The following is a 23,614-nucleotide window of genomic DNA, read 5'->3' as shown; positions in this document are numbered from 1 at the left end:
ACGGCACCTTTTGTCTGCATTAAAGCTAAAGGTGCTAAGTACCCTTATTTTACTCCTTGTTCTTTTTTCATTCTTTCTACTTCATCTTTTAGATCATCACGTACTGTACCTGACCAAGGTTTTATACCCGCCAAGTAAGAAGATCTACTCATGATATGGCCGCCCACAGGACCAGTGATAAATAGGAATAGTACACCTAAAAGTATACTAGGATTGAAATGATCCTCTAGCAGCCAAAAGTGAAAGAATACACCAAGCAATATACACATAACTCCTAAAGTAGAGCTTTTTGAAGCTGCATGAGCACGTGTATAAAGGTCGGGTAATCGGAATAAACCGAGTGCAGTTACAACGATAAACAACACTCCAAAAGATATAAAGAAAATGACTAAAATGTTAGCGAGAATTGTCACGAGTAATGATATCTCCTTTCTCTATGAATTTAGAGAAGGCAATCGTTCCAATAAATGACAGAATCGCCAATAGTAAAATAATTTCTAAGAAGAAACTAGTATCAACTAATATTGAAAAAAGCCCCACTAAACAAATCAACGCAACACCTATAGTGTCTAGTGCAACGACACGATCAGAAGGATGAGGTCCTTTCACTAGACGATATAGAATCGCAACCATAGAAAGGGCAATAATTACTATTGCTCCCCAAAGAAAATATGTCATGTACGGCTCACCTCCAATATTGCTTTTTCAAACGAATTTCTAATTGAATCAATTGTTTCATCGATATCATTACTATCAATTACATGGATAAATAATGATTTTGAATCATCAGATACATGAACAACGACAGTACCTGGCGTTAGAGTAATTAAATTAGATAAGAGGGTAATTTCCCATTCTTGCGTAAGTTCAGTATTGTATTTAAAAAATGCTGGCTGTAATTGCAGCTTTGGACTTAATACAAGAATTAACACAGATATATTTGCTAAAATTAATTCTTTTATAAAAAGAAATGCTAATTTAATGATCGCCCATATTCGATCTATATAAAGGCGATTTTTAAAGAAACGTCTTAAAGCCAGTATCGTTAGCAGCCCTAATAGATAACCTATAATAAAACGAGATACGGAATAATTAGAGGATAAAAACATCCATAAAAAAGCTAGAAATAGGTTTAATAAAATTTGAAAGGACATTTATTCTCCTCCTTTCATGACCGCATCATTATAAATTGAAGGATCAGTTAATATTTTTGCTGCATCTTCCATAAACGGCGTAATCCATTCTGTACCTACACCATAGAAAATTGAAACGACTACTAATAGCATCGTCGGGAAGAATAAACGATTATAAGTTGTTTTATTAACCTCTTTGGAAAGTTGTCCTTGCTCACCCCAAAATGCATAAATAAATATACGAATAACAGATAATAAGACAACTATACTAGAAGCTAATATAAAAATGCTGGACCAAATATTCCCTGCTTGGAAGCCACCTTGAACTATGAGTAGCTTGCCAATAAAACCACTTAGAGGAGGTACTCCAGCTAAGCCAAATGCTGCTATTAAATAAAACCAACCAAGAGCAGGGTAGCTTTTCATTAATCCGCCCATTTTCCGTAAGTTTGATGTCCCCGTTACATAAACGACAATTCCAATTAGCATAAACAATGCGGCTTTAATAATCATATCATGGATAAGGTAGAACATAGCTCCCTCAAGACCAGCCTCATTCATTTGAGCAACACCGAATAAAATAACACCGACAGCAATGACGATATTATAAATAATAATCTGTTTTACATCAAAATGAGCAAGAGCTCCAATACATCCTGCAATTATTGTAATGATTGATAAAATTAACAGTAATTCATGCGTATATGATAAATCATGAGTGAAAAATAACGTATATGTACGCATGATGGCATAAACTCCGACTTTCGTAAGAAGTGCACCGAATAAAGCCAATACAGGGATTGGCGGTGCAGAATATGCACTAGGAAGCCAGAAATAGAGAGGGAAAATAGCCGCCTTCATACCAAATACCATTAAAAACAGCACTGCAATAACTGTAACAATACCGGGTTGGTTTATTTCTGCTATTTTCTCTGAAATATCTGCCATATTCAATGTTCCAACTACTGAATATAAAAATGCAACTGTAATAACGAATAGAGCAGAAGAGATGACATTCACTAAAATGTATTTAATAGATTCACGAAGTTGAGCTTTTTCACCACCAAGTACTATTAACAAGTACGATGACATTAACAGAACCTCAAAAAATACAAAAAGGTTGAAAATATCGCCTGTCGTAAAAGCTCCGTTTACCCCAGTAATAATGAACATTACACCAGAGTAATAGAAAAATTGTTCCCGTTGTTTTCCGATTGATCCAAATCCGTACCAAACAATAAAGAAAGCAAGTATTAATGTTGTTAGGACAAGCAATGCTGAAACTGAATCTGAAACCATCGTAATACCAAATGGAACAGGCCAGCTGCCAAACGTGACAGTTTGAGGACCATTTTTGTAGACATTAGCTAAAAGCGCAAATGCACATATTATTGAGATAACTAATCCCAAAAGTGCTGTAATACGCTGATAAGCTATTTTCTTTTGTCCAAACATTAAAATCATACCGAAGAAAAATGGGATGATAATCGGCAATAAAAGAAAGTTATTCATTGTCGTCACTTCCTTTCATTAATGTCATATCATCTGTCTTTAATTCTTGATATGCACGGTATGCTAAAACTAAAAAGAACGCTGTAACACCAAAGCTTATAACAATAGCTGTTAAGATTAACGCCTGTGGGAGCGGATCGACAAAGTCAGTGGTTCCATCTGCTAAAACAGGGGGCGCACTACCATTAAAGCTTCCCATTGTCAAAATAAGAAGATGTGCCCCATGACTAAGTAATCCTGTCCCTATGATAATCCGCAGCAAGCTACGAGATAAAATCAGATAGATTGCGGACATAAAAAGAAATCCGCAAACAAAAGCCATAACTATTTCCATTATTCATCCTCCCCAATCGTTTGAATAATGGTCATCGTAACGCCAACAACAACCAAATAAACGCCAAAATCAAATAATGCTGCGGTATGAAGCGATGTTTTTCCTAGTAAAGGCAAGTAAAAATAGTCAAAGGAGTGAGTGAAAAACGGCTTCCCTACAATCATTGAGAATGTTGCAGTCCCTAAAGCTATAATCAATCCAACAGCCACTAAATAGATATAGTTTATTGGCAATAGCGACTGAACCCTTTTTAAATCAAATGCAATAATAAGTAGTACAATAGCGCTTGCAGTTACTAAGCCCCCAACAAATCCTCCACCAGGTGTATAGTGTCCGGCGAAGAAAATATGAACAGCATAGAAGAAAATAATGAAGAAGACAATTTTCGCAGTAAACTGCAGTATAACATCATTCGTTTTCATAATTTTTCTCCTTTCTGCCCATTCGAAGCTTAATCATTCCATAAATTGCGATCCCAGCAATACTCAATACAGCAATTTCAAACAATGTATCGAAACCACGATAATCTACTAAAATTACGTTTACAATGTTGCCGCCACCAGCAAGTGTATATACAGTTTCTTTATAGTATTGAGCAATCGATGGTATTAACTTTTGTGAATGTGCTGATAGTGCTAACAGTGTTACCATAATGCCGACAGTTGCTGAAATGATAGCTCTGCCATATTTAAAGCGAGTACGCTCCTCTGCCTTTTGGAATTTTGGCAAATGATAAAATGCTAATAAGAATAATGCTACAGAAATTGTTTCGATTACTAATTGCGTTAATGCTAAGTCAGGAGCATTAAAAATGACAAAGAATAATGAAACTGTATAGCCAACTGCTCCTAATGCAACAATTGATGTTATTCTTGATCTTGCAAAAACCGTAGTAATTGTACCAATTATTAAAACAATTACTAAGATTATTTCATATAGGGAAATATTGGATGTATCTTCAAAAGATATAGTAAATGCGTCTTTTATAAATAATGTTCCAATAACAATAACCGAAATTCCGCCAAACATAAATCCTAAATAACTTCGAATTGAACCTGTCATATAGAGACCAGAGAATCGACTCATCCATGTATCAGAAAGCTCATATATAACAAAATCGTATAAATTATTAAGTGTTAATTTTGGCGGGAAAGCATCGTAAATCTTTTGCCATTTTGATAGAAGCATAAAAGCAATTAAACCAATTACTACAATTCCAATAGTCATCAACAATTCTGGAGTAATTTCTCCATGCCAAGCAGCAACATGTATGTCTATTTCTTTAGGACTTGAATAAAGGAATGGCTGAATTGCAGTCACAGCAGGCTTAATAAATGTATCAGCAATGATATTTGGAATAAAGAATATTGCGACAACTAAGCCGGCTAAAATGACAGGAGAAATCAACATACCGATAGGAGCTTCGTGAGGCTTCTTTGGCAGTTGCTCAACATCAAGCTTTCCAGTAAATGTTTTAAAGACAAAGTAGAAACTATAAATAAAAGTAAACACGCTTGCAATCCAAGCAATGATAGGGAATAGTACTCCCCAAGTTGTAAAATTAAAGAAATCAAATTCTGTAATGGATAGCATTGCTGTTAAAAACATTTCTTTACTTAAGAATCCGTTAAATGGTGGCAGTCCCGCCATTGAAAAGCTGCCGATTAATGCCACAGTAAAGCTTACTGGCATTAGGCTCATTAAACCACCAAGTTTCCGAATGTCTCGAGTACCTGTTTCATGATCGACAATACCTGCTATCATAAACAAACTACCTTTAAATGTTGCGTGGTTAATAAGATGGAAAATAGCCGCAAATGCTGCATATTTGAAGATAGTATTCTCTGCACCATCAACATGATAGGCCATTGCTCCAACTCCTAGCAAGGACATTATAAGACCTAGTTGACTTACTGTTGAGAAAGCAAGTATTCCTTTTAAGTCTGTTTGTTTTACAGCAAAGAATGATCCCCAGAATAATGTCAATAAACCAATCCCAGCAACCAACCAAATCCAAACTTCAGAAATCGCGAATATTGGTGTAAAGCGGGCTACTAAATAAATACCTGCTTTAACCATTGTTGCGGAGTGAAGGTAGGCACTAACAGGTGTAGGCGCTTCCATTGCATCTGGCAACCATATATAAAATGGGAATTGAGCTGACTTTGTAAACGCACCCAATAAAATTAACAGCAGGGCAATAATAAATGTATCGTGAGCTGCTAGTTCTGGTGCTTGTTCGATCAACTCGCGAATGGAAAATGTCCCACCCATTAAGGATAGTGATACGAATCCTCCCAGCATCATCATACCGCCAGCAACGGTAATTACCATTGATTTTAATGCACCGAACCTTGATTTATCTCGATTAAACCAATATCCGATTAATAAAAATGATGAAACAGAGGTAAGCTCCCAGAATAAATAAAGTGTAATCATGTTGTCAGACTGTACCACACCAAGCATTGCTGCCATAAACATAAGCAAATAAACATAAAAATTATGCAACTGCTCTTTTTTACGATCTAAATAGTAAATCGAATAAAGTACAACAAGTGCGCCAATTCCTGAAATAAGTAAAGAAAACAGTAAGCTTAGTCCATCAAGATATGACACAAATGAAATTCCGAGTGAAGGAATCCAATCTAACTGCGCAATAACTGTATCACCATTTGCTACCACAGGTATATAAGGTGCATAAAACGTTACTAGAAATAATGGAACAATTAAAACGAACCATCCAGTATGTATTGTACGAACTTTCTTATAGAAAAATGGTATAAAAAGCGCGGCTAGTATTGGAATAAAAATACACAATACTTGAAACAAAATAATCCCCCTTTCAAAAAGTAAAGCCAAAATTTATCATTATTTAAAAGCTCAATCAAAAAATATTATAACATTTCTTATGCAATAATTCACTTCGTGGCTAGGTATTTCAGTACTTGATTCACCTAATTAGTATTCGCTATATTAAATAGGATAAGAAATACGGAAAATGAGGAAAAGTTCATGAAAAATCCATATTTATATGGCTATTTACCATTATTCTCGATACTCCTTTTTAGTTTAACCTTTGGGATTTATGCAGTAGGAGAGTCACTAAATCTGCTGTCATCAATAGGCATTTATGCAGGGATGAGGGAATTTTTAACTGATTTTGAATTGCGTGTTTTGTTATTAATTGTATTTGCCCTTTGTTTTTTTATGTTATTTTCAGCATTAAAATTAATTGGGGAAACAATTCACGAATTAGGGATGTTATTCTTCTCCAGAGATAAGGTTGGAGAAACGATTAGTGTTGCAAGGGGCGGGTATGTTATTTTCTTCTTTGGGGCGCTCGTATCTGCTTTCGGAATGCAGTCGATAATTATAATGTGTATTATTTTTATTCTTACTGTATTATCATATTTTGTTTATAACATATATAAATTAAGCCAATATTTATCTATTACTGGAACGATTGGTTTAATCTTTTTTGAAGTGCTATTTTGGGCAATTTTCCTTACGCTAATCATAGTGGTTGTACTAAAACTTTATAATGGGATTTTGGCAAGCTTGCCTTTTGCAAATTAAAAATGAGGAGTGACATCAAATGCCACTCCTCATTTTTCTTTAATCTTTTCACTAAAACTGAAAGGAAATACTGAGAAACTATTAAACATATCCCTAATTCATAATCGTATTAAAGATTTTAAAATGTACTTTTTCGTTTTCCATTGACTGCATTGATTTTGGAACGTCGTAACCGATCCAAACAGCAGCAGTATATTCATCTGTTAATCCTGCCAGCCAAAAATCTTTATAGTCATTCGTTGTACCGGTTTTTGCACCGATATAAGATGAATCCACCCATAGACCTTTACCTGTACCTCTAGCAACAACATCGCTTAATAATGATCGAATATAGTTGACTGTATGTGGGGACCAAATTGTTTCACGTTCATTTTTCCAACTATAAAGAACATTGCCTTCTAAATCTGTCACTTTTCTTATACTATGTGCACGTTCATAAGAACCATCGATAAAACTTGAATATGCATCCGCCATTTCAAGAGTTGTTACACCATATGTAAGACCACCTAATCCAGCAGCATAGGTTCTATCTTCTTGGACAATTGATTCAAAATGAAAGCGGTCTATATAGCGAAAACCAGTTTCAAGTCCTATTAAATGAAATAAGCGTAGTGCTGAAGTGTTATAGCTATCTCGAAAAGCAGTAGCAATAGATACGTTGCCATAGACTCCTCCGCCATAATTTTGAGGGCAAAAATTCGCTATGCAGTAATGACCACCACTAACAATAGATTTTGGCGTATAATCAGTTGTTTCAAAAAGAGGAGCGTAAACAATTAATGGTTTAAATGACGAGCCTGGTTGCCTTACTGCTTGATAGGCTCTATGGAAATCATATTTTTTATAATGTTTCCCAGCATAGAGACTTACAATTTCACGAGTTGAATTATCAATTACAACGGCACTTGCTTGTAACTCGCCTAAGCCTAAAATGGAATCTATTTGTTGTTCATCCTCCTGTTGTTTACTTGGGTCGAGGGCAGTATGAATAATTATTCCTTTTCGCAGCAGCTGCTGTAATTTAGAATCAATTTGCTCTTCGACTTTGGCTTTATCTTCAGCTGTTTTTGTATGTAGTTGTTCTTCTAAATTTTCATTATTCGCAATAAGAGACTTTAATTCATTTAATACATATGTGCTATATGCAGGATGTTTCTGTATTTTATCTTTGACATGCAGCGTAATTTTTTCAGATTTATATTGTTTTGCTTCTTCTGGGGAAATGATATTGTTTTCAGATAATATATCGATTAATCTTTCCTGTCTTGCTTTCGTTTTTTCGAAATGCCGAAGCGGATCATATAAAGACGGATTGTTTGGAATTGCCGCGATAAATGCCATTTGAGCAATGGATAGTTCATCTAATGGCTTTTGAAAATAATATGTTGCAGCTGCACCAATTCCGTATACTTGATTGCTAAAATAGATCTCGTTTAAGTACATTTCTAAAATAGCTTCTTTATCATAAATTTGCTCAAGATGATAAGCATAGAATAATTCTGTTAATTTCCGTTCGTATGTTTTTTCTTCAGTTAAATAGCGCATTCGAACAAGTTGTTGTGTGATGGTACTGCCGCCTTGTTCACTAGACTGCTGTGATGAATTGACCACAATGGCCCTTGTAATGGCGCTTAAATTAAATCCAATATGAGTGAAAAACTCCTTATCTTCACTTAGCAAATAAATTTGCTTAATAGTATCGGGAATGTCCTCTAATTGAAGAGGTTGTCTCCATTCAACATATTCCTCGTTAAAAACCTTGCCATTTTTATCTAGCATGGTAATAGGTAGTTGGTTAGTTATTTCAGGTAGATGTATTTGCTGTTGAATTTGTTCTTCGTATGAATTTGTTGTATCAATTTCTTTCCAAATTTGTTTACCTAGTGAAATAAGAATAGGAAAGCAACAAATAATTAGTAGATAGCCTACTATTTGCTTCATAATATTCCTCCATGTAATCTTGCATAAGCTTAGAATATCATAGATTTATATTGTGGAGTATTTCATTTGATGATAAAAAACTAGCTTTTATTAAAAAGAGGCCTAATTGGGGAGGACTATTAAAAATTATTATATAGTGAGTGAGCAGGCTAAGTGGCTAACATGGCATTGGTTAAGGAAGCGATGGCGAAATGGACACGATGTTCTTGCTCTCCACACAAGCCGTAGAGAAGTGTTGTACGTGTCTCTACGACTTACTGGAGCTAGTGTATGACTCGATCATAAAAGGGGTTCAACTAAGCTTACAGTGGTAGGATGTTGTGTTTTCTAATTTGAACCTGCTGAATGTAAATAATGATTAATCTACTTTTGCGGAATTTTTCCGTTATTAAGCAAAACCTTTACATAGTTCGGGCATGATTTTTTAAAACATCTTCTAAATATTTCCTTGGTAGTTTTTGAATAATTAAGACGACGATTGCGGCAATCAAGAATAATAGACCTGTTGAATAAAAAACAGATGAAATGGTCGCTAATCCACTAATAAAGCCTCCTAAAACAGGTCCAATAATATTACCCAAGAAGCGGAAACTTTGATTATATCCCATAATTTCACCTTGCACTTCAATCGGTGCTTCACGGCGAATAAGGGCAGTTGTAATTGGGTTTAAGCCGCCAGAAAATATCCCGAATAAAAATCGCAAAACAATTAATTGCCAAAGGGACGTTACAAAGGCTTGTGGGATAATAAAGAGTACACTAATAAATAATAGCGCGGTTAATACTTTCTCGTAGCCGATTGCATCAGCTAACTTGCCAAAGAAGCGTCCAATTAAAAGATTACCGACTCCTGCTGCACTAAAGGTAATTCCTGCAAGCAAGGCAACCTGTTCTGATGCGGTTAAATGTGAAACGTATAATGAAAGTAGTGGTTGAATACTAAAATTACCGATTTGAATTAAAGATGTTACAAACATAATATTTAGTATTAGAGGATGATGAAAAATGGACCAAATAATATTTTTACGCGAATAGATAGTGTTATTTGGTTTCTTTATAATTTCTGGTTCGTGAATTCCAAAGATGATGATAATTGCAGCAATTGTAATTAAAGAAGCAGTTAAAATAAACGTATAGCTAAAACCGACAGCATCAGCTAAAAAACCGCCAAAAACAGGACCAAATAATGATCCTCCAACACTGCCTATTTGAAGTGTACCGAGAGTTTTCCCAGCGATATTTTTCGGAGTGTGTTTACTAATAAACGCCATTGAAGTGGGGATAAAGCCTGTAACAATCCCCATAAATAAACGCAATAGGAAAAACTGCGTTACATTTTGTACATAGCCCATTAAAAATATACTTATTGCAATGCCAAAACAGTTTATAATCATAATGGGTTTATAGCCATATTTATCTGCAATTCTTCCCCATATTGGAGACATGATGAATGCTGTAATAAAAGTCGCCGCAAATATGATGCCTGCCCATTTTTGTACATAGCTTTCTGAGAAATTTCCAAAAGTGTTTATATAAAGTGATAAAAAGGGCATAATCATCGTCATAGATCCAGAAACTATAAAATTTGAAATTAAAATAATGATGAAATTATGTTTTCGATTGGACATAAAAATACACATTCTTTCTAGCCATTCTTTTGACTGTTTTCGATAGTCACTTGACAGTATAACTAATTTCGGGACACGAAGAAAGTTAAAAGGTATTAGCGGAAAAAATAAACATTCTATGTTAAACTGTAACGAGGTATAAGATGGTAACATCTATATAAGAATGTATAATACTGAAGAAGAATGTCTTTTCGTTCATAAAGAGAGTTTATTCATCTGATGCTCCGCTTTCAATGAAGTTATTTGCCGCCTGTTATATAGATGTGACAAGAAGTGGCACGGGGCTGAACAGAGGGCTTCCGCTTTTCTTATATAATGATTACCTAAAATGAACATATTTAAATAAAAGGAGAGACTTTAAATGTTTCCACAATTATCAAAAGAGTTAAATCCAGGTGAAGTATTAGTTGAAATGAATACAACTTTAGGTTCAATCAAACTAAAATTATTCCCACAACATGCACCGAAAACAGTTGAAAACTTTTTAGGCCATGCAAAATCAGGTTATTACAACGGCATTATTTTCCACCGTGTTATTTCTGATTTTATGATTCAAGGTGGCGACCCAACAGGAACAGGTATGGGCGGCGAATCGATTTGGGGTAATTCTTTTGAGGATGAATTTAATGAAGAATTATTTAATCTGCGCGGTGCATTATCTATGGCAAACGCTGGTCCAAATACAAATGGATCACAATTTTTTATTGTACAAATGGAACATACGCCAAACAATATGATTCAACAAATGGAACAAGCAGGATATCCAAAAGAAATTATCGAAGAATATGCTCGCGTAGGCGGTACACCATGGTTAGACTTCAAACATACTGTATTCGGTCATGTTGTTGAAGGAATGGACGTTGTTGACAAAATTGCGAACGTTGACAAAGATATGCGCGATAAACCATTAGAAGATGTTAAAATTGAATCAATTGCAGTTATCGAATAATAAAATGAAAGAAGCGTGACAACATATGGGCACAATTGCTTTCGGATTTTTATATTTTCCAGAGGATAAGACAGCATATATCCCAGCAGCTTTTGAATTTTTAATTTTAATTATTTTATGTGTTTTAGCGTTTATGTGGATTAAACGTTTATCAAAAAAGCAAGAAATGAAAACGAAAAGCTTAGAAGAACGTATATTGCGTGAACGCCAGCAGAATGTGCAAAATAACTCTGAGCAATAGTGAAAAGGAGAGGTCTAAGATGCGACCTCTCCTTTTTTCTTTAATTGTTTTAAAGATAAATGGAAAAAAATTAAATAGACAATCGGTAATATCGTCATAAAATATACTATGCCTCTCCATCCCCAACTTTCCCATAAAGGACCGATTAACGTACTGCCTGATGCAACTCCTATATAATAAGAAACTAAATAAAGGCTTGATGCGCTTCCTTTCAAATGTGTAGCGTTTTTACTTACGTAAGCTGCAGTTAAAGAATGGGCAGTGAAAAAGCCAAAACATAAAACGCATAGACCGATTAATACAAAAATTAAAGAAGAGTGTAAAGTACATAACACACCGAATGTTAGAATGACAATTGAGGAAGATCTAACTCTTTCTAAAGTAAATCGACTAGATAACCAGCTTGCAATTGGTGCACCAATTATGCCAAAACTATAAGTAAAGTAAATAAATGAAATAGTTTCAAGCGATAATGAAAATGGCGGGGAAGTTAGATGGAAAGGTAAATATGTCCAAGTCCCTGTAAAGGCTATTTGTAAAACAATCCCTAGACCAAACATTAAAAGAAGTGATGGATTTTTTAAATGGTAGCTAAATCCAATTAAATCCTCTTTGAAACTTTTCGGGCTTGGGGTAAAATTTCTCGATTTAGGTAAAGCAAATAACACAAATAGAAAAATAATTAGTCCAAATATGACAATTATAAATAACGACAATTGCCAGTGAAATCTTTCCGATATAAAGCCAGCTAATATTCTCCCAATCATTCCACCTAGTGGATTAGATGAAATATAAAGTGCTGTCGCAATATGACTTGATTTTAAATCAATTTCCTCGCCGATATACGCTAACGCGGCAGCAGGCACACCAGCCAAAGTGAACCCCTGTACAAAACGCAACATAATAATTACGAAATATGAATCAATAAAAGGGATAATAAGAAATGGCAATATAGAAAGAAAAATGGACAGTTTTATAAATAAAACTCGTCCATTTCGATCCGAAAGAAACCCTAAAACAATTAAACCTGCAATGAGAGAAACAGTTGTCACTGACATTGACATACTTGAATATGAAACAGAGATGGAATACTCCTCCACAAATATTGGGAGGAGCGGCTGAAATGAGTAAAATGCAGCAAATGTAAACAATGATGCAAAACCAAGACTCAGGACAACAATCCAAAACTGTTTATCTTTTATTGAATACCCCTTTGTGAACATTAAGAACACCTTCTTATCTTATTTTATTCACCGCTGCCAAATGGCAACCAAAGCGACATTTGCGGGAATAAAACAACTAATGCTAAAAATGCAATCATAAGAATAATAAATGGAATTACCCCTTTAACAACAACCCCAAGTTTTTCTTTTGCAATACCACTTACGACGAATAAGTTTAATCCGACAGGTGGTGTAATCATACCAAGCTCTAAGTTGATTACCATAATAATAGCGAAATGATATAAGTTTATATCAAAGTGAGCTAAGATTGGTAAAAGAATAGGAAGTACAATTAAAATAATCGATACAGCCTCTAAGAACATCCCCAAAATGAAGAATAGGATATTGACGATAATCATAAATGTCCACTTATTCATGCCGCTTTCAGAAATCCATTGACCCACTTGTTGTGGAACTTGTTCATTCGTTAAGTACAAACCAAATAATGAAGCAGCGCCGATAATAAGGAAGATCATGGCCGTAACGTTAATAGATTCTACAAAGATAGGACGAAGATCTCTCCATTTTAATTCGCGATAAATAAAGGCTGAAACAATAAGACCATAAACAACCGCTACAACTGCTGATTCCGTTGGAGTAACTGCACCAGAATAAATGGAACCTAAAATTAATATCGGTAAAAATGCACCCCAGATTGCTTTTAATGATTTACGGCCACGTTCACTCCATGAAGCCTTTTCATCACCTTTGAAGCCATTTCGTTTTGCATAAATAATGGCAGCAATAATTAAAACGGCTGTTAAACCAAGTCCAGGAATAACCCCAGCCATGAATAGCTGACCAATCGATTCTTCTGAAGTAATACCATAAATGATTAACGGTACACTTGGAGGAATTAAAATACCTAACGTACCCCCAGCAGCTACAAGCCCTAAAGAATATTTTTTATCATACCCAGCAGCCAGCATCGCTGGAATCATAATTGAACCAATCGCAGCAGCCGTTGCAGGGGAAGAACCTGAAATCGCTGCGAAGATAGCACAGGCTAAAATCGTAACAACTGAAAGTCCACCAGGTAAATGGCCAACCCATGAACGCAATGCTTCAATTAAATATTTTGAAATACCGCCGCGAGCCATAATAACCCCAGCGAGTACAAACCCCGGAATGGCCATCATAGGGAAGGAGTCGAGAGCCGTAAACATACGCTGCGGCATCATGTTCATATTAAAATCGGACATAAATAGAACGAAAATAGTAGATAATGCTAAACTAATGGCAACAGGAACACGTAAAAATACTAATACGAAGAAACTAATTAAGAGGGTTAGCATATTCTTCACCCTTTCTACGCAGAATGTTTACGAATCTCTCGATGAAACGAAGTAAAAATAGTATTCCTGAAATTGGTAAGATTAAGTAAACAACCCACATAGGAATCCCTACATCTAGTGATACCATTCCAGATGTGTAACGATTTTCTACAAGTACGAATCCGTAATATGTATAAATTAAGCAGAAGATAATACTTAAAGTTGTCGCTACAATATTTAGTATAAATTGCATCGGTTTATTTAATTTATCGAATAGGATATCAACTTGAATATGTTGGTTATGCTTTAATGCTAAACCGAAGCCTAAAAACGTGCCCCAAATAATCGAATATCTTGCAACTTCCTCAACCCATGCTTGAGGGTCGTTTAGAACATAACGCATTAGAACGCCATAAAAAATTAAAAATATACCAATTGAAAAGAATACTCCAGCTGCTATTTCTTCAAAGTACGTCCAAACTTTCTGTAACATTTTAGTCTCACTCCTTTTAGATTAAATAAAGAGGGAGTGCCGAATAATCGGCACTCAAAATAAAACTATTTTAAAGCATTAATTCCCTCGATTAATTCAGGTGTGATTGTTTCCTCAAACTCTTCATAAACAGGTTGTAAAGCTTCTTTTAAAGCATCGCGTTCTTCTTGTGTCATTTCGTAAACTTCTACAACACCTGAAGCTTTTACGTTTTCTAAAGATTTCGCATTTTCTTCAGCTGCTAATTCTTGTGCATAAGTAGTTGCTTCAGCAAGAGCTTCTTCAACAGGTGCTAAAAGATCAGCAGGAATTGATTCCCAGAATGATTTGTTTACAAAAATTGCATAGTCAAGGCGACCGTGTTGTGATGTTGATAAGTATTTTTGTACTTCATAAAACTTCATTGTATCGAAGTTGTTGTATGGATTTTCAGCGCCATCTACAGTTCCTTGTTGAAGTGCTGCATAAGTTTCACCGAATGCGATTGTTGCAGAACCTGCACCTAAAGTTTCAAATTGTGCTTCTAACACTTGTCCAGCTTGTGCACGGAATTTTAAACCTTTAAAGTCTTCAACAGTTACTAATGGGTGTTTATTGTTTGAGAAATGTTTGAAACCATTTGGCCAGAATGCCAACCCTTTAATATCGTTTGCAGCTAATGCATCAGAGTTCATTAACTCTTTTGCTACATCAGATTCAAAGAATGCTTGAACATGCTCTTCGTCTTCAAATAGATAAGGCATGTCAACATATTGCCAACGTGGGTCAATTTTCACCATTTTTGTTACAGATGGAGCGATCATATGTACGTTTCCAGATACTAACGCATCAAGTTCATCGTTGTCTCCATATAATTGTGAAGAAGGGTAAACTTCTACCTTAACTTTCCCCTCAGTTTTTTCATCAACTAATTGAGCGAATTTGTCTGCTGCTTGACCTTTTACACTATCTATAGCAGTAACGTGAGAGAATTTGATGATTAACGGATTTTCAGCAGTATATTCTTCACTTGATTTATTGCTGCCTCCTCCTTCTTCTCCTCCGCCACAGGCTGCTAATGCTAATGCGAAAATACTAATAATCGTTAGCAATAACCATTTTTTCATTTTCTTGTCCCCCTTAAATCTTTAGTAATTTATATTGTTAAAAGAGATGGCAATCATCTCTCTTTAACCGAAATAGAAAGAGTTATTCCTGTTGATTCTTTGGAAGCGCTTTAATAAATTCGTCACCGTAATGATTTTTATAGTAGTCATAAACGGGTTCAAATTTTTCTTCCCATTCTTTTTGGTCTTCATCACTTAAATAGTGAATTTGAATACATTGACAATTTTCAATATCCTGTAATTTTTCTTCGTTTAACTGTTTTGTTAATTCCCATTCCCATTCTTGTACTTCCGCCAATGTTTCGGTTAATAGCTGTTGTACATCCTCCGGCAAACTATTCCAAAAGTCCAAATTAAATAGCAGGAAATAGCCGAGGTAACCGTGATTACTAATTGTTAAATAGTTTTGTAGAGAAAAAAGGTTTTTGCTGGTAATATTCGTCAACGTATTTTCTTGACCGTCTACATTTCTTTTTTGTAATTGATTAAAAACAGTGTTGAAATCTATCCGCTTTGTTTGTGCATTAACGGCAGCATATTGTTCTTCCAAAATATTGCTTGGCATAATTCGCATTCTTAAACCGCTTAAATCACTATAATGCTCTATAGGTCGGATACTATTGCTTATTTGTTTAAACCCGCTATCCCATAGTCCGACTACGAGCAAGTTATGATTTTTTAGTTTGTCTGTTAATTTATTACCTGCGTCGCTTTGAACAAACTCATGTACTTCATCAAGGGTGTAAAAAGCATAGGGTAAATCTAATACAGAAATTTCAGGAACTAGCTCAGTTAGTTTTGAAATCGCAGGTGCTATCATCTGAATATCTCCACGAGAAAGCGCATTCATTTCCTCGCCATCTTTATAAAGAGTTCCGTTTGAAAAAACCTGCACTTCTATATAACCATTGCTACGTTCCTTTACTAGTTCCGCAAATTTCCTCGCTGCCATCCCTTTTGGGGTATTTTCACCTACAACGTGAGAAAAACGAATTACAATTCGTTCATCAGTACTTAATTGTTCATAGTCGGTCGGATATTCTTTTGGTTGATAGGAAATGAGCACAATAATAGCGATCATGGCAATAAAACTAAATGTAATTATTCCATAGACAGGTCTCATTTCTATCCGCTCCTGACAGAGTTAAATGCGATTAAATTTATCATAATAGATTTAATAAAATTCACAATATTGTGGTGATAATGGACATTTTGGTATTTGTGGTATATAACAATTATTTTTATTTTGTCTCTGTTATAAAACAAATAAAAAAGCCTATAAACATTGAGTTTATAAGCTTATGAATGGCAATCGTACTATAAGTTTATGTGGCCAATACATAGGGTTTAGGTAAAATGAGTAATGCCTACATTAAACGACTCGCATTAAAAGAGTCCCGTATGCATTTCTTCTTATTTAATTGAATAAAATTTTGTTGGGCGGCCAACTGTCCCATATTTTAAATCGATATGAACTTTCCCTTTGTTCGCCAAGAAATCTAAATATTTCCTAACAGTTACGCGAGCCATTCCAACGTTTTGTGCAAGTTGTTCGGAAGTGATTGGACCATCAATTTCATTCAATGCATCTTGAATTTGCTTCATCGTAATGTCATTTAATCCTTTTGGTAGAGTGTGAGATTCATGCTTATGTCCAAACCATTCATCGATGTCCTCTTGTAATAATGTTGTTGAAGCAGTTAATTTTTTTGTACTTTGATAATAATTTTGCAGTGCAGTTTGAAATCTTTCGAAACGGAATGGCTTTACTAAATAATCAAATGCACCCATTCGAATGAATTCTTGAACAGTTTTTGCATCGCGTGCGGCGGTTATCATGATGATATCGCTTGGAAGACGTTCATTTCGAAGCCTTAGGAATAATTCCATACCAGAAATATCTGGCAAATACATATCGAGTAGAACTAAATTTGGTTTCTTTTTGATGATTTGCTTAATAGCATCTTCTCCGTTTTGTGCTTCCCCTATAAGTTCAAAACCCGTTATTTTTTGTAAAAAGCTTTTATTAACGTCTAAAACCATTGGATCATCTTCTACTATAAATACAGTAATATTTGTCATGAATTTCTCACCCCTGCTTTGATAGTTATGGTTGTTCCGATGTTTATCTCTGTTGCTATATGGATTGTTCCTTTATTTGAATCAATAATTTGTTTAATTAGAGCCATTCCAATTCCATGTCCATCTCGCTTCTTTGTACTATATCCATAGTCAAATACTTTATTTGGATTCCCCTTAATTCCAATCCCACTATCTTGAACTTCGATAAATAAAAAGTGTTTGTCACCTTGGAGTAGAATATTGACGTCGCGTGTTTCTTTTGGTAAACACGCTTCCATTGCATTGTCTAATAAATTTCCAATGATGGTTACCATATCGCCGCCAGAAAAACCTGTCATGAAGTCAAGTAAATAGGAGTCATCATCTAACTTTAAGTCAATCCCTAGTTCCTTGGCGCGTGAGTGTTTTCCTAATAATAAACCTTGTATAGAGTAATCGTGAATTTTATCCCGCAGTTTTTGAATAACCGTTTCTTCATCAGTGATTTCATCAATAATTAAGCTTAATGCATCTTCATTTCGGTCAAGCTGAATTAAACCAGCTATACTATGTAGTCTGTTTAAAGATTCATGATGCTGAGCTCGCAATGTATCGACAAGTGCCTTTATACCGGTTAATTCTTCTGCCAATGTATGCGCTTCCTTTCGATCTGTTATCATTATTAAGAAACCGGCATTTTTTTCATGTATACGAATTGGAAAAGTTCGAACTAGATACATTTGATCAAAGAGCAGTAGTGGACGATAGCTGTCGTGCCGTTCAATCTGTTCTTCAGCAAGCCATGTATCTTTAAATAATTTTTGGAGTGTACCGTCCTTATAGAAAAAGTGTGTATATTGCCTCGCTAAACGATTAATAAAAGTGATTTTTCCACTTTCATCTGTTGCAAGAATCCCAACATCCATTGCCTGCATGATAGCTGACCGTTCTTGCACAATTCGAGCAATTTGGTAAGGCTCTAGATTGAGTGTTTGCCGCTTAATATGATTTGCAATTAAAATAGAGCCAATCATACCAATAACAATACCCCAAAATAAAGAGATTAAAATATCGGATTTATATTGTCCCACTAAGATGTACCATTTAGGTGATAAAATCCCAACATTAATAACCCCTACTTGTTTTGTTGCATCGCTATTCATGATGGGTACGAAAGCTCGAATTGAAAAGCCTTGAATTCCAAGAGCTTTTGAAATATATTCATGCTGCGAAGATGCTACATTTTCATCAATGTCTTCTAGTATTGTGCCAATCTTACTTTCAGAAGGGTGGGAGTACCGAACACCATTCATATCAAATACAACAATATAGTCGACATCTGTTGCTAATCGAATTCGTTCAGCGATAGGTTGAATTACTTCGAACCCATCATCTGTTCCGACACTTTCCTGAACATCTGTCATTTGAGCAACAGTTCTTGCGATAGCAATTGCTCTAGCACCGAATTCTTTTTCGAAAGCTCCCGCAATATTATGAATCATCATTGCGCCACTCGTTATAATGGAAAAAAGTACGATAACAAATGAAAAGATAAACATTTTAAATTGTAGAGATAATTTTTCCATAATGATTTGTTGTATGTGCTACAACAATATATACACCCCATTTTAACAAGTATCTATTTTTATAATTTTAAGATTAGATTGTATATTACTATATTATAAATAAAGTAGATTTGAGTTGAAAGAGGAATAGGAAAAAAGAGGGGAATTAATAGTGGGGATAGTAAAAAAGAATCAGTGAAAAGATCACTGATTCTTTAAAGATTTTAAGATAAAGCTTTTTTAAATCGTTCAACGCCATCTTTAACAGTTGCTAATGGGCATGCAACATTCATTCGCAGGAAGCCTCTACCAGCCTCACTATATTTAGTACCTGGTTCAACTGCTAGTTTTCCTTTTTCTAATAAACGGAGCATCATTTCTTCTTCGGAAAGACCTGTTCCACGATAATCAATCCATATTAAATATGTTGATTGAGGTTTTGTTACCCGAATACCTTCTAATTGATTCAACTGTTCAACAACATAGTCCATATTGTTTGATACATAAGCAATCATTTCGTCAACCCATTGTTCGCCTTCTTCATAGGCTGCTTTTACAGCTGCTGATGCAAGGATATTTAAATCATCACGACCATGAGCAGCTTTGTTTAAGTTGAGCTTATTGCGCAGTTCAACATTAGGAACAACCATCATTGCTGCATGAATCCCAGCGATATTAAATGTTTTTGTTGGTGCAATGCATGTAATAATTTTTGCTTTTTCTGCATCTTTAACAGTTAAAGTTGGAATATGTTTATATCCATCAAACACAATGTCAGCGTGAATTTCATCAGAGATTAATAAGACGTCATATTGAATACATAATTGAACAAGCTTCTCTAGATCTTCTCTTGACCACACTACACCTCCAGGATTGTGTGGGCTGCATAGGATATACATTTTAACACCTAATCTAAATTGTTCTTCGAGCTTCGAAAAATCAATTTCAAAAGAATTGTTGATTAATTCTAAATCACATTCAATCACTTCACGATTTTGTGCTTTAGGAATGCTGAAGAAAGGCGGATAAACTGGTGTTGAAATACAAATTTTATCGCCAGGTTCAGTAAAAGTTTCGATAATCGTTGCTAGTGCAGGAACTACTCCTTGATGAAACATAATTGTGTTTGGATCGATTGTCCAATTATGGCGTCGTTCGAACCAGCTTTGAATTGCCTCTTTACAAGCATCACTTACATAAGAATATCCGAATATAGGATGGTCTAGTCTTTCTTTGATGGCATCTGTAATTACTTGTGGAATTGCAAAATCCATATCAGCTACCCACATAGGTAATATTTCAGAAGCGTCTTCTACATTATATTTAGCTTTTACACGCTCTTTAAATAAATCCCACTTTAAGCTATTTGTATTTTTTCGATTAAACTGTTCATCAAAGTTAAACACAAGCATCACTCATTTCTTTTTTTTGATATGTATTATATAATATCATAGTAATTTGTAAAAATAGGGTGAAAACTTTGGAAAATATTGAGATGAATCAAAAAGCGATCGAGCTTTTAAAACAATGGGACCCGTTTCAACTTGGTGTAGATAGCTATGATACAGAATGTGCGGATGTTGTTGCTGCACTTCAAGGGATTGATGATCCTTCAAAGCTTGCAAAAGTAATTCAAACAACATATGAACATTCTTTTGAACAGTGGATTCCTATTGAAAAGTGTGTCGCGATCTCCTATAAATTGATTGCGATAAAATTTGAAGCTAAATGCATCGTTTGAAATAAAAAAGAGAGGATTTCCTTAAAATTTAAGGAAATCCTTATTTTATGCCTGAATTCCGTCCATTAAATTTGATGCTGGCACTTCTAGTACATTGGAAAGTTTTAATATCGTTTGAACTGAAGGGACTAGCTCACCTTTTTCATAAAGAGCTAATTTTTCAACGCCTACCTGAGTTTTCTTTGATAAATCCTCTAATGACCAATTGCGTTCTTCTCGTAAAATTTTTAATTGTTCATGAAGTTTTTGTTTCAACTTAATCTCCTTCCTTTCTAATTTTTTCTAGTAGTATATATTATAATTATTTTTTTATCGAAATTATGTGAATACTTTGTTAAAAATCAAATGATCAGAGATACTCGCAAGACTTAATTTTGATAAATGTCTTATCAATGTTGAACTTTAGGAAGTTAGTTAAAGTAGATAGCAAAACTGAATCACTTTCAAATTAACTTATCTTGCGTTCAAAAGCTAAATTAAAATTAATAAGTATCAAAAAAGACAAATTTTGGGTAATAGGGTGATTCTTTGTTCAGCGTATATACATATGTTATAATTTAACATGACATTTACGTAGATAAAGAAAGTAGGAAGTTTTATGGCAAAAAAATATGAAGTAGGTGAAGTTGTAACGGGTAAAGTAACTGGAATTCAGCCTTATGGAGCGTTTGTTGCATTAGACGAACAAACACAGGGTCTCGTCCATATTTCAGAGATCACATATGGTTTCGTTAAAGATGTTGCGGATTATTTAAAAATTGGGGATGAAATTCAAGTGAAAATATTAGATGTTGATGAGAATTCAGATAAGATAAGCTTATCAACACGTGCGTTACAAGTTGCACCTCCTCAAAAGAAAAAAGAACAGCCAAGAAAAACGCTGCAGGATCATGTTGATGAAAATGATGCGAACGGGTTTAAATCTTTAAAGGAAAAATTAAAAGATTGGATCGAGCAATCAGGACATTAAAGCAAAGAAGGTAAGTGGTATTAACCGCTTGCCTTCTTTATTTTTTACCATTCATACATAAGCGTGAGTAGAAGGAATAGAATTTGCCATTGTAGCAAATTAATAATATAGGACGGTAATCAAAAAAATTAGATTTCTGTAATTAAGTATTTAACTACTTTTGAAACTAGAGCATGGTTTTAATTACAAGTTTGAATGATGCAACAATCTTTATAATAGAAATTTAAAATTAATACTTATGATTTTTAAATTATCCACGCACTCTATGAGTAATGATATGAAGGAGGATTAATCAAATGATTCCATACAAATCTGAACCGCTAACTGATTTTTCGGTTGAAGCAAATCGTCAAGCTTATTTAGAAGCTTTAAAAAAGGTTGAAAGTCAACTTGGACAAGAGTATCCATTAATTATCGGTGGAGAACGCATTACTACTGAACAAAAGATTACATCATATAATCCAGCCAATAAAACGGAGGTTGTTGGTGTTGTCTCAAAAGCCAGCCAGGAATTAGCCGAAAAAGCAATGCAGGTTGCGTTTTCTACTTTTGACACTTGGAAAAAAGTAGACCCTGTCGTACGTGCTGAAGTTTTATTTAAAGCTGCTGCAATCGTGCGCCGCCGCAAATTCGAGCTTTGTGCTTGGTTAACGAAAGAAGCTGGTAAACCATGGCCCCAAGCAGATGGGGACATTGCCGAAGGAATCGACTTCCTAGAATATTATGGTCGGCAAATGTTAGAGCTTGCAAAAGGAAAACCTGTAGCAGAAAATCCTGGCCAAATAAATAAGTATACTTACATCCCATTAGGTGTAGGCGTGGTTATTTCACCATGGAACTTCCCCTTTGCGATTATGCTAGGTACTACTGTTGCAGCTGCTGTAACTGGTAATACGGTTTTATTAAAACCAGCTTCAACAACCCCAGTAATTGCTTATAAGTTTATGGAGATAATGGAAGAAGCAGGATTACCTGCAGGAGTTGTAAACTATATTCCTGGTTCAGGTGCTGAAGTGGGGGATTATTTAGTAGACCACCCTCGAACTCGTTTCATTAGCTTCACAGGCTCTCGTGATGTAGGTTTGCGTATTAATGAACGTGCTTCTGTATTAAATGAAGGTCAAATTTGGATTAAACGCGTAATCGCTGAAATGGGCGGTAAAGATACAATTGTAGTAGATGATGATGCAGACTTAGAATTGGCTGCTCAATCAATCGTAACAAGTGCATTTGGTTTCAGCGGACAAAAATGTTCAGCATGTTCTCGTGCAGTTATCGTAGGAGATCAAGCATATGAAACAGTTTTAAATCGTGTAGTTGAATTAACTAATGAATTAGTTGTTGGTGATCCAACAAATGAAGAAACCTTTGTTGGCCCTGTAAATGATGGCGGTGCATTTAAGAAAATATCGGAGTACATTGAAATTGGCAAAGGTGAAGGTCGCTTAGTTGCTGGCGGTACAGTCGACGATTCAAAAGGGTTTTTCATTAACCCAACAGTGTTTGCTGATGTAGATCCGCAAGCGCGGATAATGCAAGAAGAAATTTTTGGGCCTGTATTAGCTTTAACAAAAGCAAATAATTTTGATGAAGCAATCGACATTGCAAATAATACAGTTTACGGTTTAACTGGTGCAGTAATTTCTAACAATCGTTTCAACTTAGAAAAAGCTCGCAAAGATTTCCACGTGGGCAACTTATACTTCAACCGTGGATGTACTGCCGCAACTGTTGGCTACCAGCCTTTTGGCGGCTTCAACATGTCTGGTACCGATTCTAAAGCTGGTGGTCCTGATTACTTGACACTCCATATGCAAGCCAAAACTGTGTCCGAATCTCTTTAATTTTTATAAAATAAACAATCATG

General features: G+C 35.0%; 24 protein-coding genes. 6 read left to right on the top strand and 18 right to left on the bottom strand.

Annotation, left to right across the window (positions count from 1 at the left end):
• Positions 1-44 precede the first annotated feature (44 nt).
• Genes mnhG through MKY04_RS16065 form a run of 7 tightly spaced genes read right to left on the bottom strand, consistent with a single transcriptional unit; the run spans position 45 to position 5,808 of the window.
• On the bottom strand, positions 45-413 hold the full coding sequence (mnhG, locus tag MKY04_RS16095; RefSeq protein ID WP_346234712.1) for a monovalent cation/H(+) antiporter subunit G: 369 nt from the start codon (positions 411-413) through the stop codon (positions 45-47).
• The gene (locus MKY04_RS16090) at positions 397-678 is read right to left on the bottom strand and encodes a Na(+)/H(+) antiporter subunit F1 (protein ID WP_346234711.1); all 282 of its coding nucleotides are present in this window, start codon (positions 676-678) and stop codon (positions 397-399) included. The genes mnhG and MKY04_RS16090 overlap by 17 nt, the downstream gene beginning before the upstream one ends.
• Positions 675-1,154, bottom strand: coding sequence for a Na+/H+ antiporter subunit E (locus tag MKY04_RS16085; protein WP_346234710.1), 480 nt, complete (start codon positions 1,152-1,154; stop codon positions 675-677). The genes MKY04_RS16090 and MKY04_RS16085 overlap by 4 nt, the downstream gene beginning before the upstream one ends.
• Positions 1,155-2,645 carry a Na+/H+ antiporter subunit D gene (locus MKY04_RS16080; protein ID WP_346234709.1) on the bottom strand — a complete coding sequence of 497 codons (1,491 nt, stop codon included), beginning with the start codon at positions 2,643-2,645 and terminating at the stop codon, positions 1,155-1,157. It lies immediately after the preceding gene.
• The gene (locus tag MKY04_RS16075) at positions 2,638-2,979 is read right to left on the bottom strand and encodes a Na(+)/H(+) antiporter subunit C (RefSeq protein WP_346234708.1); all 342 of its coding nucleotides are present in this window, start codon (positions 2,977-2,979) and stop codon (positions 2,638-2,640) included. The genes MKY04_RS16080 and MKY04_RS16075 overlap by 8 nt, the downstream gene beginning before the upstream one ends.
• Entirely contained in the window at positions 2,979-3,401 is a 423-nt protein-coding gene (locus tag MKY04_RS16070; protein WP_346234707.1) for a Na(+)/H(+) antiporter subunit B, read from the bottom strand. Before MKY04_RS16070 ends, MKY04_RS16075 begins: the two co-directional genes overlap by 1 nt.
• Complete coding sequence (locus MKY04_RS16065) at positions 3,388-5,808, bottom strand: Na+/H+ antiporter subunit A (protein WP_346234706.1); 2,421 nt, start codon at positions 5,806-5,808, stop codon at positions 3,388-3,390. The genes MKY04_RS16070 and MKY04_RS16065 overlap by 14 nt, the downstream gene beginning before the upstream one ends.
• Before the next feature lie 183 nt (positions 5,809-5,991).
• Here MKY04_RS16065 and MKY04_RS16060 point away from each other — a divergent pair, with 183 nt between their 5' ends.
• A complete protein-coding gene (locus MKY04_RS16060; RefSeq protein ID WP_126295873.1) occupies positions 5,992-6,555 on the top strand; it encodes a DUF5366 family protein in 564 nt (187 codons plus the stop codon).
• Positions 6,556-6,648: 93 nt separating this feature from the next.
• Here MKY04_RS16060 and MKY04_RS16055 read toward each other — a convergent pair whose 3' ends face one another.
• Positions 6,649-8,496 (bottom strand): transglycosylase domain-containing protein, encoded by a 1,848-nt coding sequence (locus MKY04_RS16055; protein WP_346234705.1) that lies wholly within the window; start codon positions 8,494-8,496, stop codon positions 6,649-6,651.
• Positions 8,497-8,897: 401 nt separating this feature from the next.
• Positions 8,898-10,124: an MFS transporter gene (locus MKY04_RS16050; RefSeq protein ID WP_126295871.1), complete on the bottom strand. Its 1,227-nt coding sequence runs from the start codon at positions 10,122-10,124 to the stop codon at positions 8,898-8,900.
• 361 nt (positions 10,125-10,485) lie between these two features.
• Here MKY04_RS16050 and MKY04_RS16045 point away from each other — a divergent pair, with 361 nt between their 5' ends.
• Positions 10,486-11,073: a peptidylprolyl isomerase gene (locus MKY04_RS16045; RefSeq protein WP_126295870.1), complete on the top strand. Its 588-nt coding sequence runs from the start codon at positions 10,486-10,488 to the stop codon at positions 11,071-11,073.
• A 25-nt stretch (positions 11,074-11,098) separates the two neighbouring features.
• Positions 11,099-11,314 (top strand): hypothetical protein, encoded by a 216-nt coding sequence (locus MKY04_RS16040; RefSeq protein ID WP_126295869.1) that lies wholly within the window; start codon positions 11,099-11,101, stop codon positions 11,312-11,314.
• 14 nt (positions 11,315-11,328) lie between these two features.
• On the opposite strand, the gene MKY04_RS16035 is transcribed toward MKY04_RS16040, so the two are convergent.
• The 8 genes from MKY04_RS16035 to MKY04_RS16000 form a co-directional block, all read right to left on the bottom strand.
• On the bottom strand, positions 11,329-12,537 hold the full coding sequence (locus MKY04_RS16035; protein WP_346234704.1) for an MFS transporter: 1,209 nt from the start codon (positions 12,535-12,537) through the stop codon (positions 11,329-11,331).
• A gap of 23 nt (positions 12,538-12,560) precedes the next feature.
• Positions 12,561-13,832 (bottom strand): TRAP transporter large permease subunit, encoded by a 1,272-nt coding sequence (locus MKY04_RS16030; RefSeq protein WP_346234703.1) that lies wholly within the window; start codon positions 13,830-13,832, stop codon positions 12,561-12,563.
• Entirely contained in the window at positions 13,813-14,304 is a 492-nt protein-coding gene (locus tag MKY04_RS16025; RefSeq protein WP_346234702.1) for a TRAP transporter small permease, read from the bottom strand. Before MKY04_RS16025 ends, MKY04_RS16030 begins: the two co-directional genes overlap by 20 nt.
• A gap of 65 nt (positions 14,305-14,369) precedes the next feature.
• Positions 14,370-15,410: a DctP family TRAP transporter solute-binding subunit gene (locus tag MKY04_RS16020; protein ID WP_346234701.1), complete on the bottom strand. Its 1,041-nt coding sequence runs from the start codon at positions 15,408-15,410 to the stop codon at positions 14,370-14,372.
• Positions 15,411-15,492: 82 nt separating this feature from the next.
• Entirely contained in the window at positions 15,493-16,533 is a 1,041-nt protein-coding gene (locus MKY04_RS16015) for a DctP family TRAP transporter solute-binding subunit (protein WP_126295411.1), read from the bottom strand.
• A 290-nt stretch (positions 16,534-16,823) separates the two neighbouring features.
• A complete protein-coding gene (locus MKY04_RS16010) occupies positions 16,824-17,492 on the bottom strand; it encodes a response regulator (RefSeq protein ID WP_126295410.1) in 669 nt (222 codons plus the stop codon).
• A complete protein-coding gene (locus MKY04_RS16005; protein ID WP_346234700.1) occupies positions 17,489-18,976 on the bottom strand; it encodes a sensor histidine kinase in 1,488 nt (495 codons plus the stop codon). Before MKY04_RS16005 ends, MKY04_RS16010 begins: the two co-directional genes overlap by 4 nt.
• 284 nt (positions 18,977-19,260) lie before the next feature.
• Complete coding sequence (locus MKY04_RS16000) at positions 19,261-20,448, bottom strand: MalY/PatB family protein (protein ID WP_126295409.1); 1,188 nt, start codon at positions 20,446-20,448, stop codon at positions 19,261-19,263.
• 68 nt (positions 20,449-20,516) lie between these two features.
• On the opposite strand from MKY04_RS16000, the gene MKY04_RS15995 reads away from it, so the two are divergent.
• Positions 20,517-20,777: a DUF1871 family protein gene (locus tag MKY04_RS15995; RefSeq protein WP_185807783.1), complete on the top strand. Its 261-nt coding sequence runs from the start codon at positions 20,517-20,519 to the stop codon at positions 20,775-20,777.
• A gap of 45 nt (positions 20,778-20,822) precedes the next feature.
• Here the strand turns inward: MKY04_RS15995 and MKY04_RS15990 are convergent, their stop codons facing one another.
• Positions 20,823-21,032 carry a helix-turn-helix domain-containing protein gene (locus tag MKY04_RS15990; RefSeq protein ID WP_126295407.1) on the bottom strand — a complete coding sequence of 70 codons (210 nt, stop codon included), beginning with the start codon at positions 21,030-21,032 and terminating at the stop codon, positions 20,823-20,825.
• Positions 21,033-21,375: 343 nt separating this feature from the next.
• Here MKY04_RS15990 and yugI point away from each other — a divergent pair, with 343 nt between their 5' ends.
• Both yugI and pruA read left to right on the top strand, forming a co-directional pair.
• Positions 21,376-21,747, top strand: coding sequence for a S1 domain-containing post-transcriptional regulator GSP13 (yugI, locus tag MKY04_RS15985; protein ID WP_346234699.1), 372 nt, complete (start codon positions 21,376-21,378; stop codon positions 21,745-21,747).
• A 296-nt stretch (positions 21,748-22,043) separates the two neighbouring features.
• Positions 22,044-23,591, top strand: a complete 1,548-nt coding sequence (gene pruA / locus MKY04_RS15980) for an L-glutamate gamma-semialdehyde dehydrogenase (RefSeq protein ID WP_126295405.1) — start codon at positions 22,044-22,046, stop codon at positions 23,589-23,591.
• Positions 23,592-23,614 lie beyond the last annotated feature (23 nt).

Origin of the sequence: Lysinibacillus telephonicus, assembly GCF_039654155.1 — a bacterium.
Taxonomy (GTDB): Bacteria; Bacillota; Bacilli; order Bacillales_A; family Planococcaceae; genus Ureibacillus; species Ureibacillus telephonicus.
The sequence above is the reverse complement of the archived record's forward strand: the minus strand, read 5'-3'. Positions and strand labels throughout refer to the sequence as shown.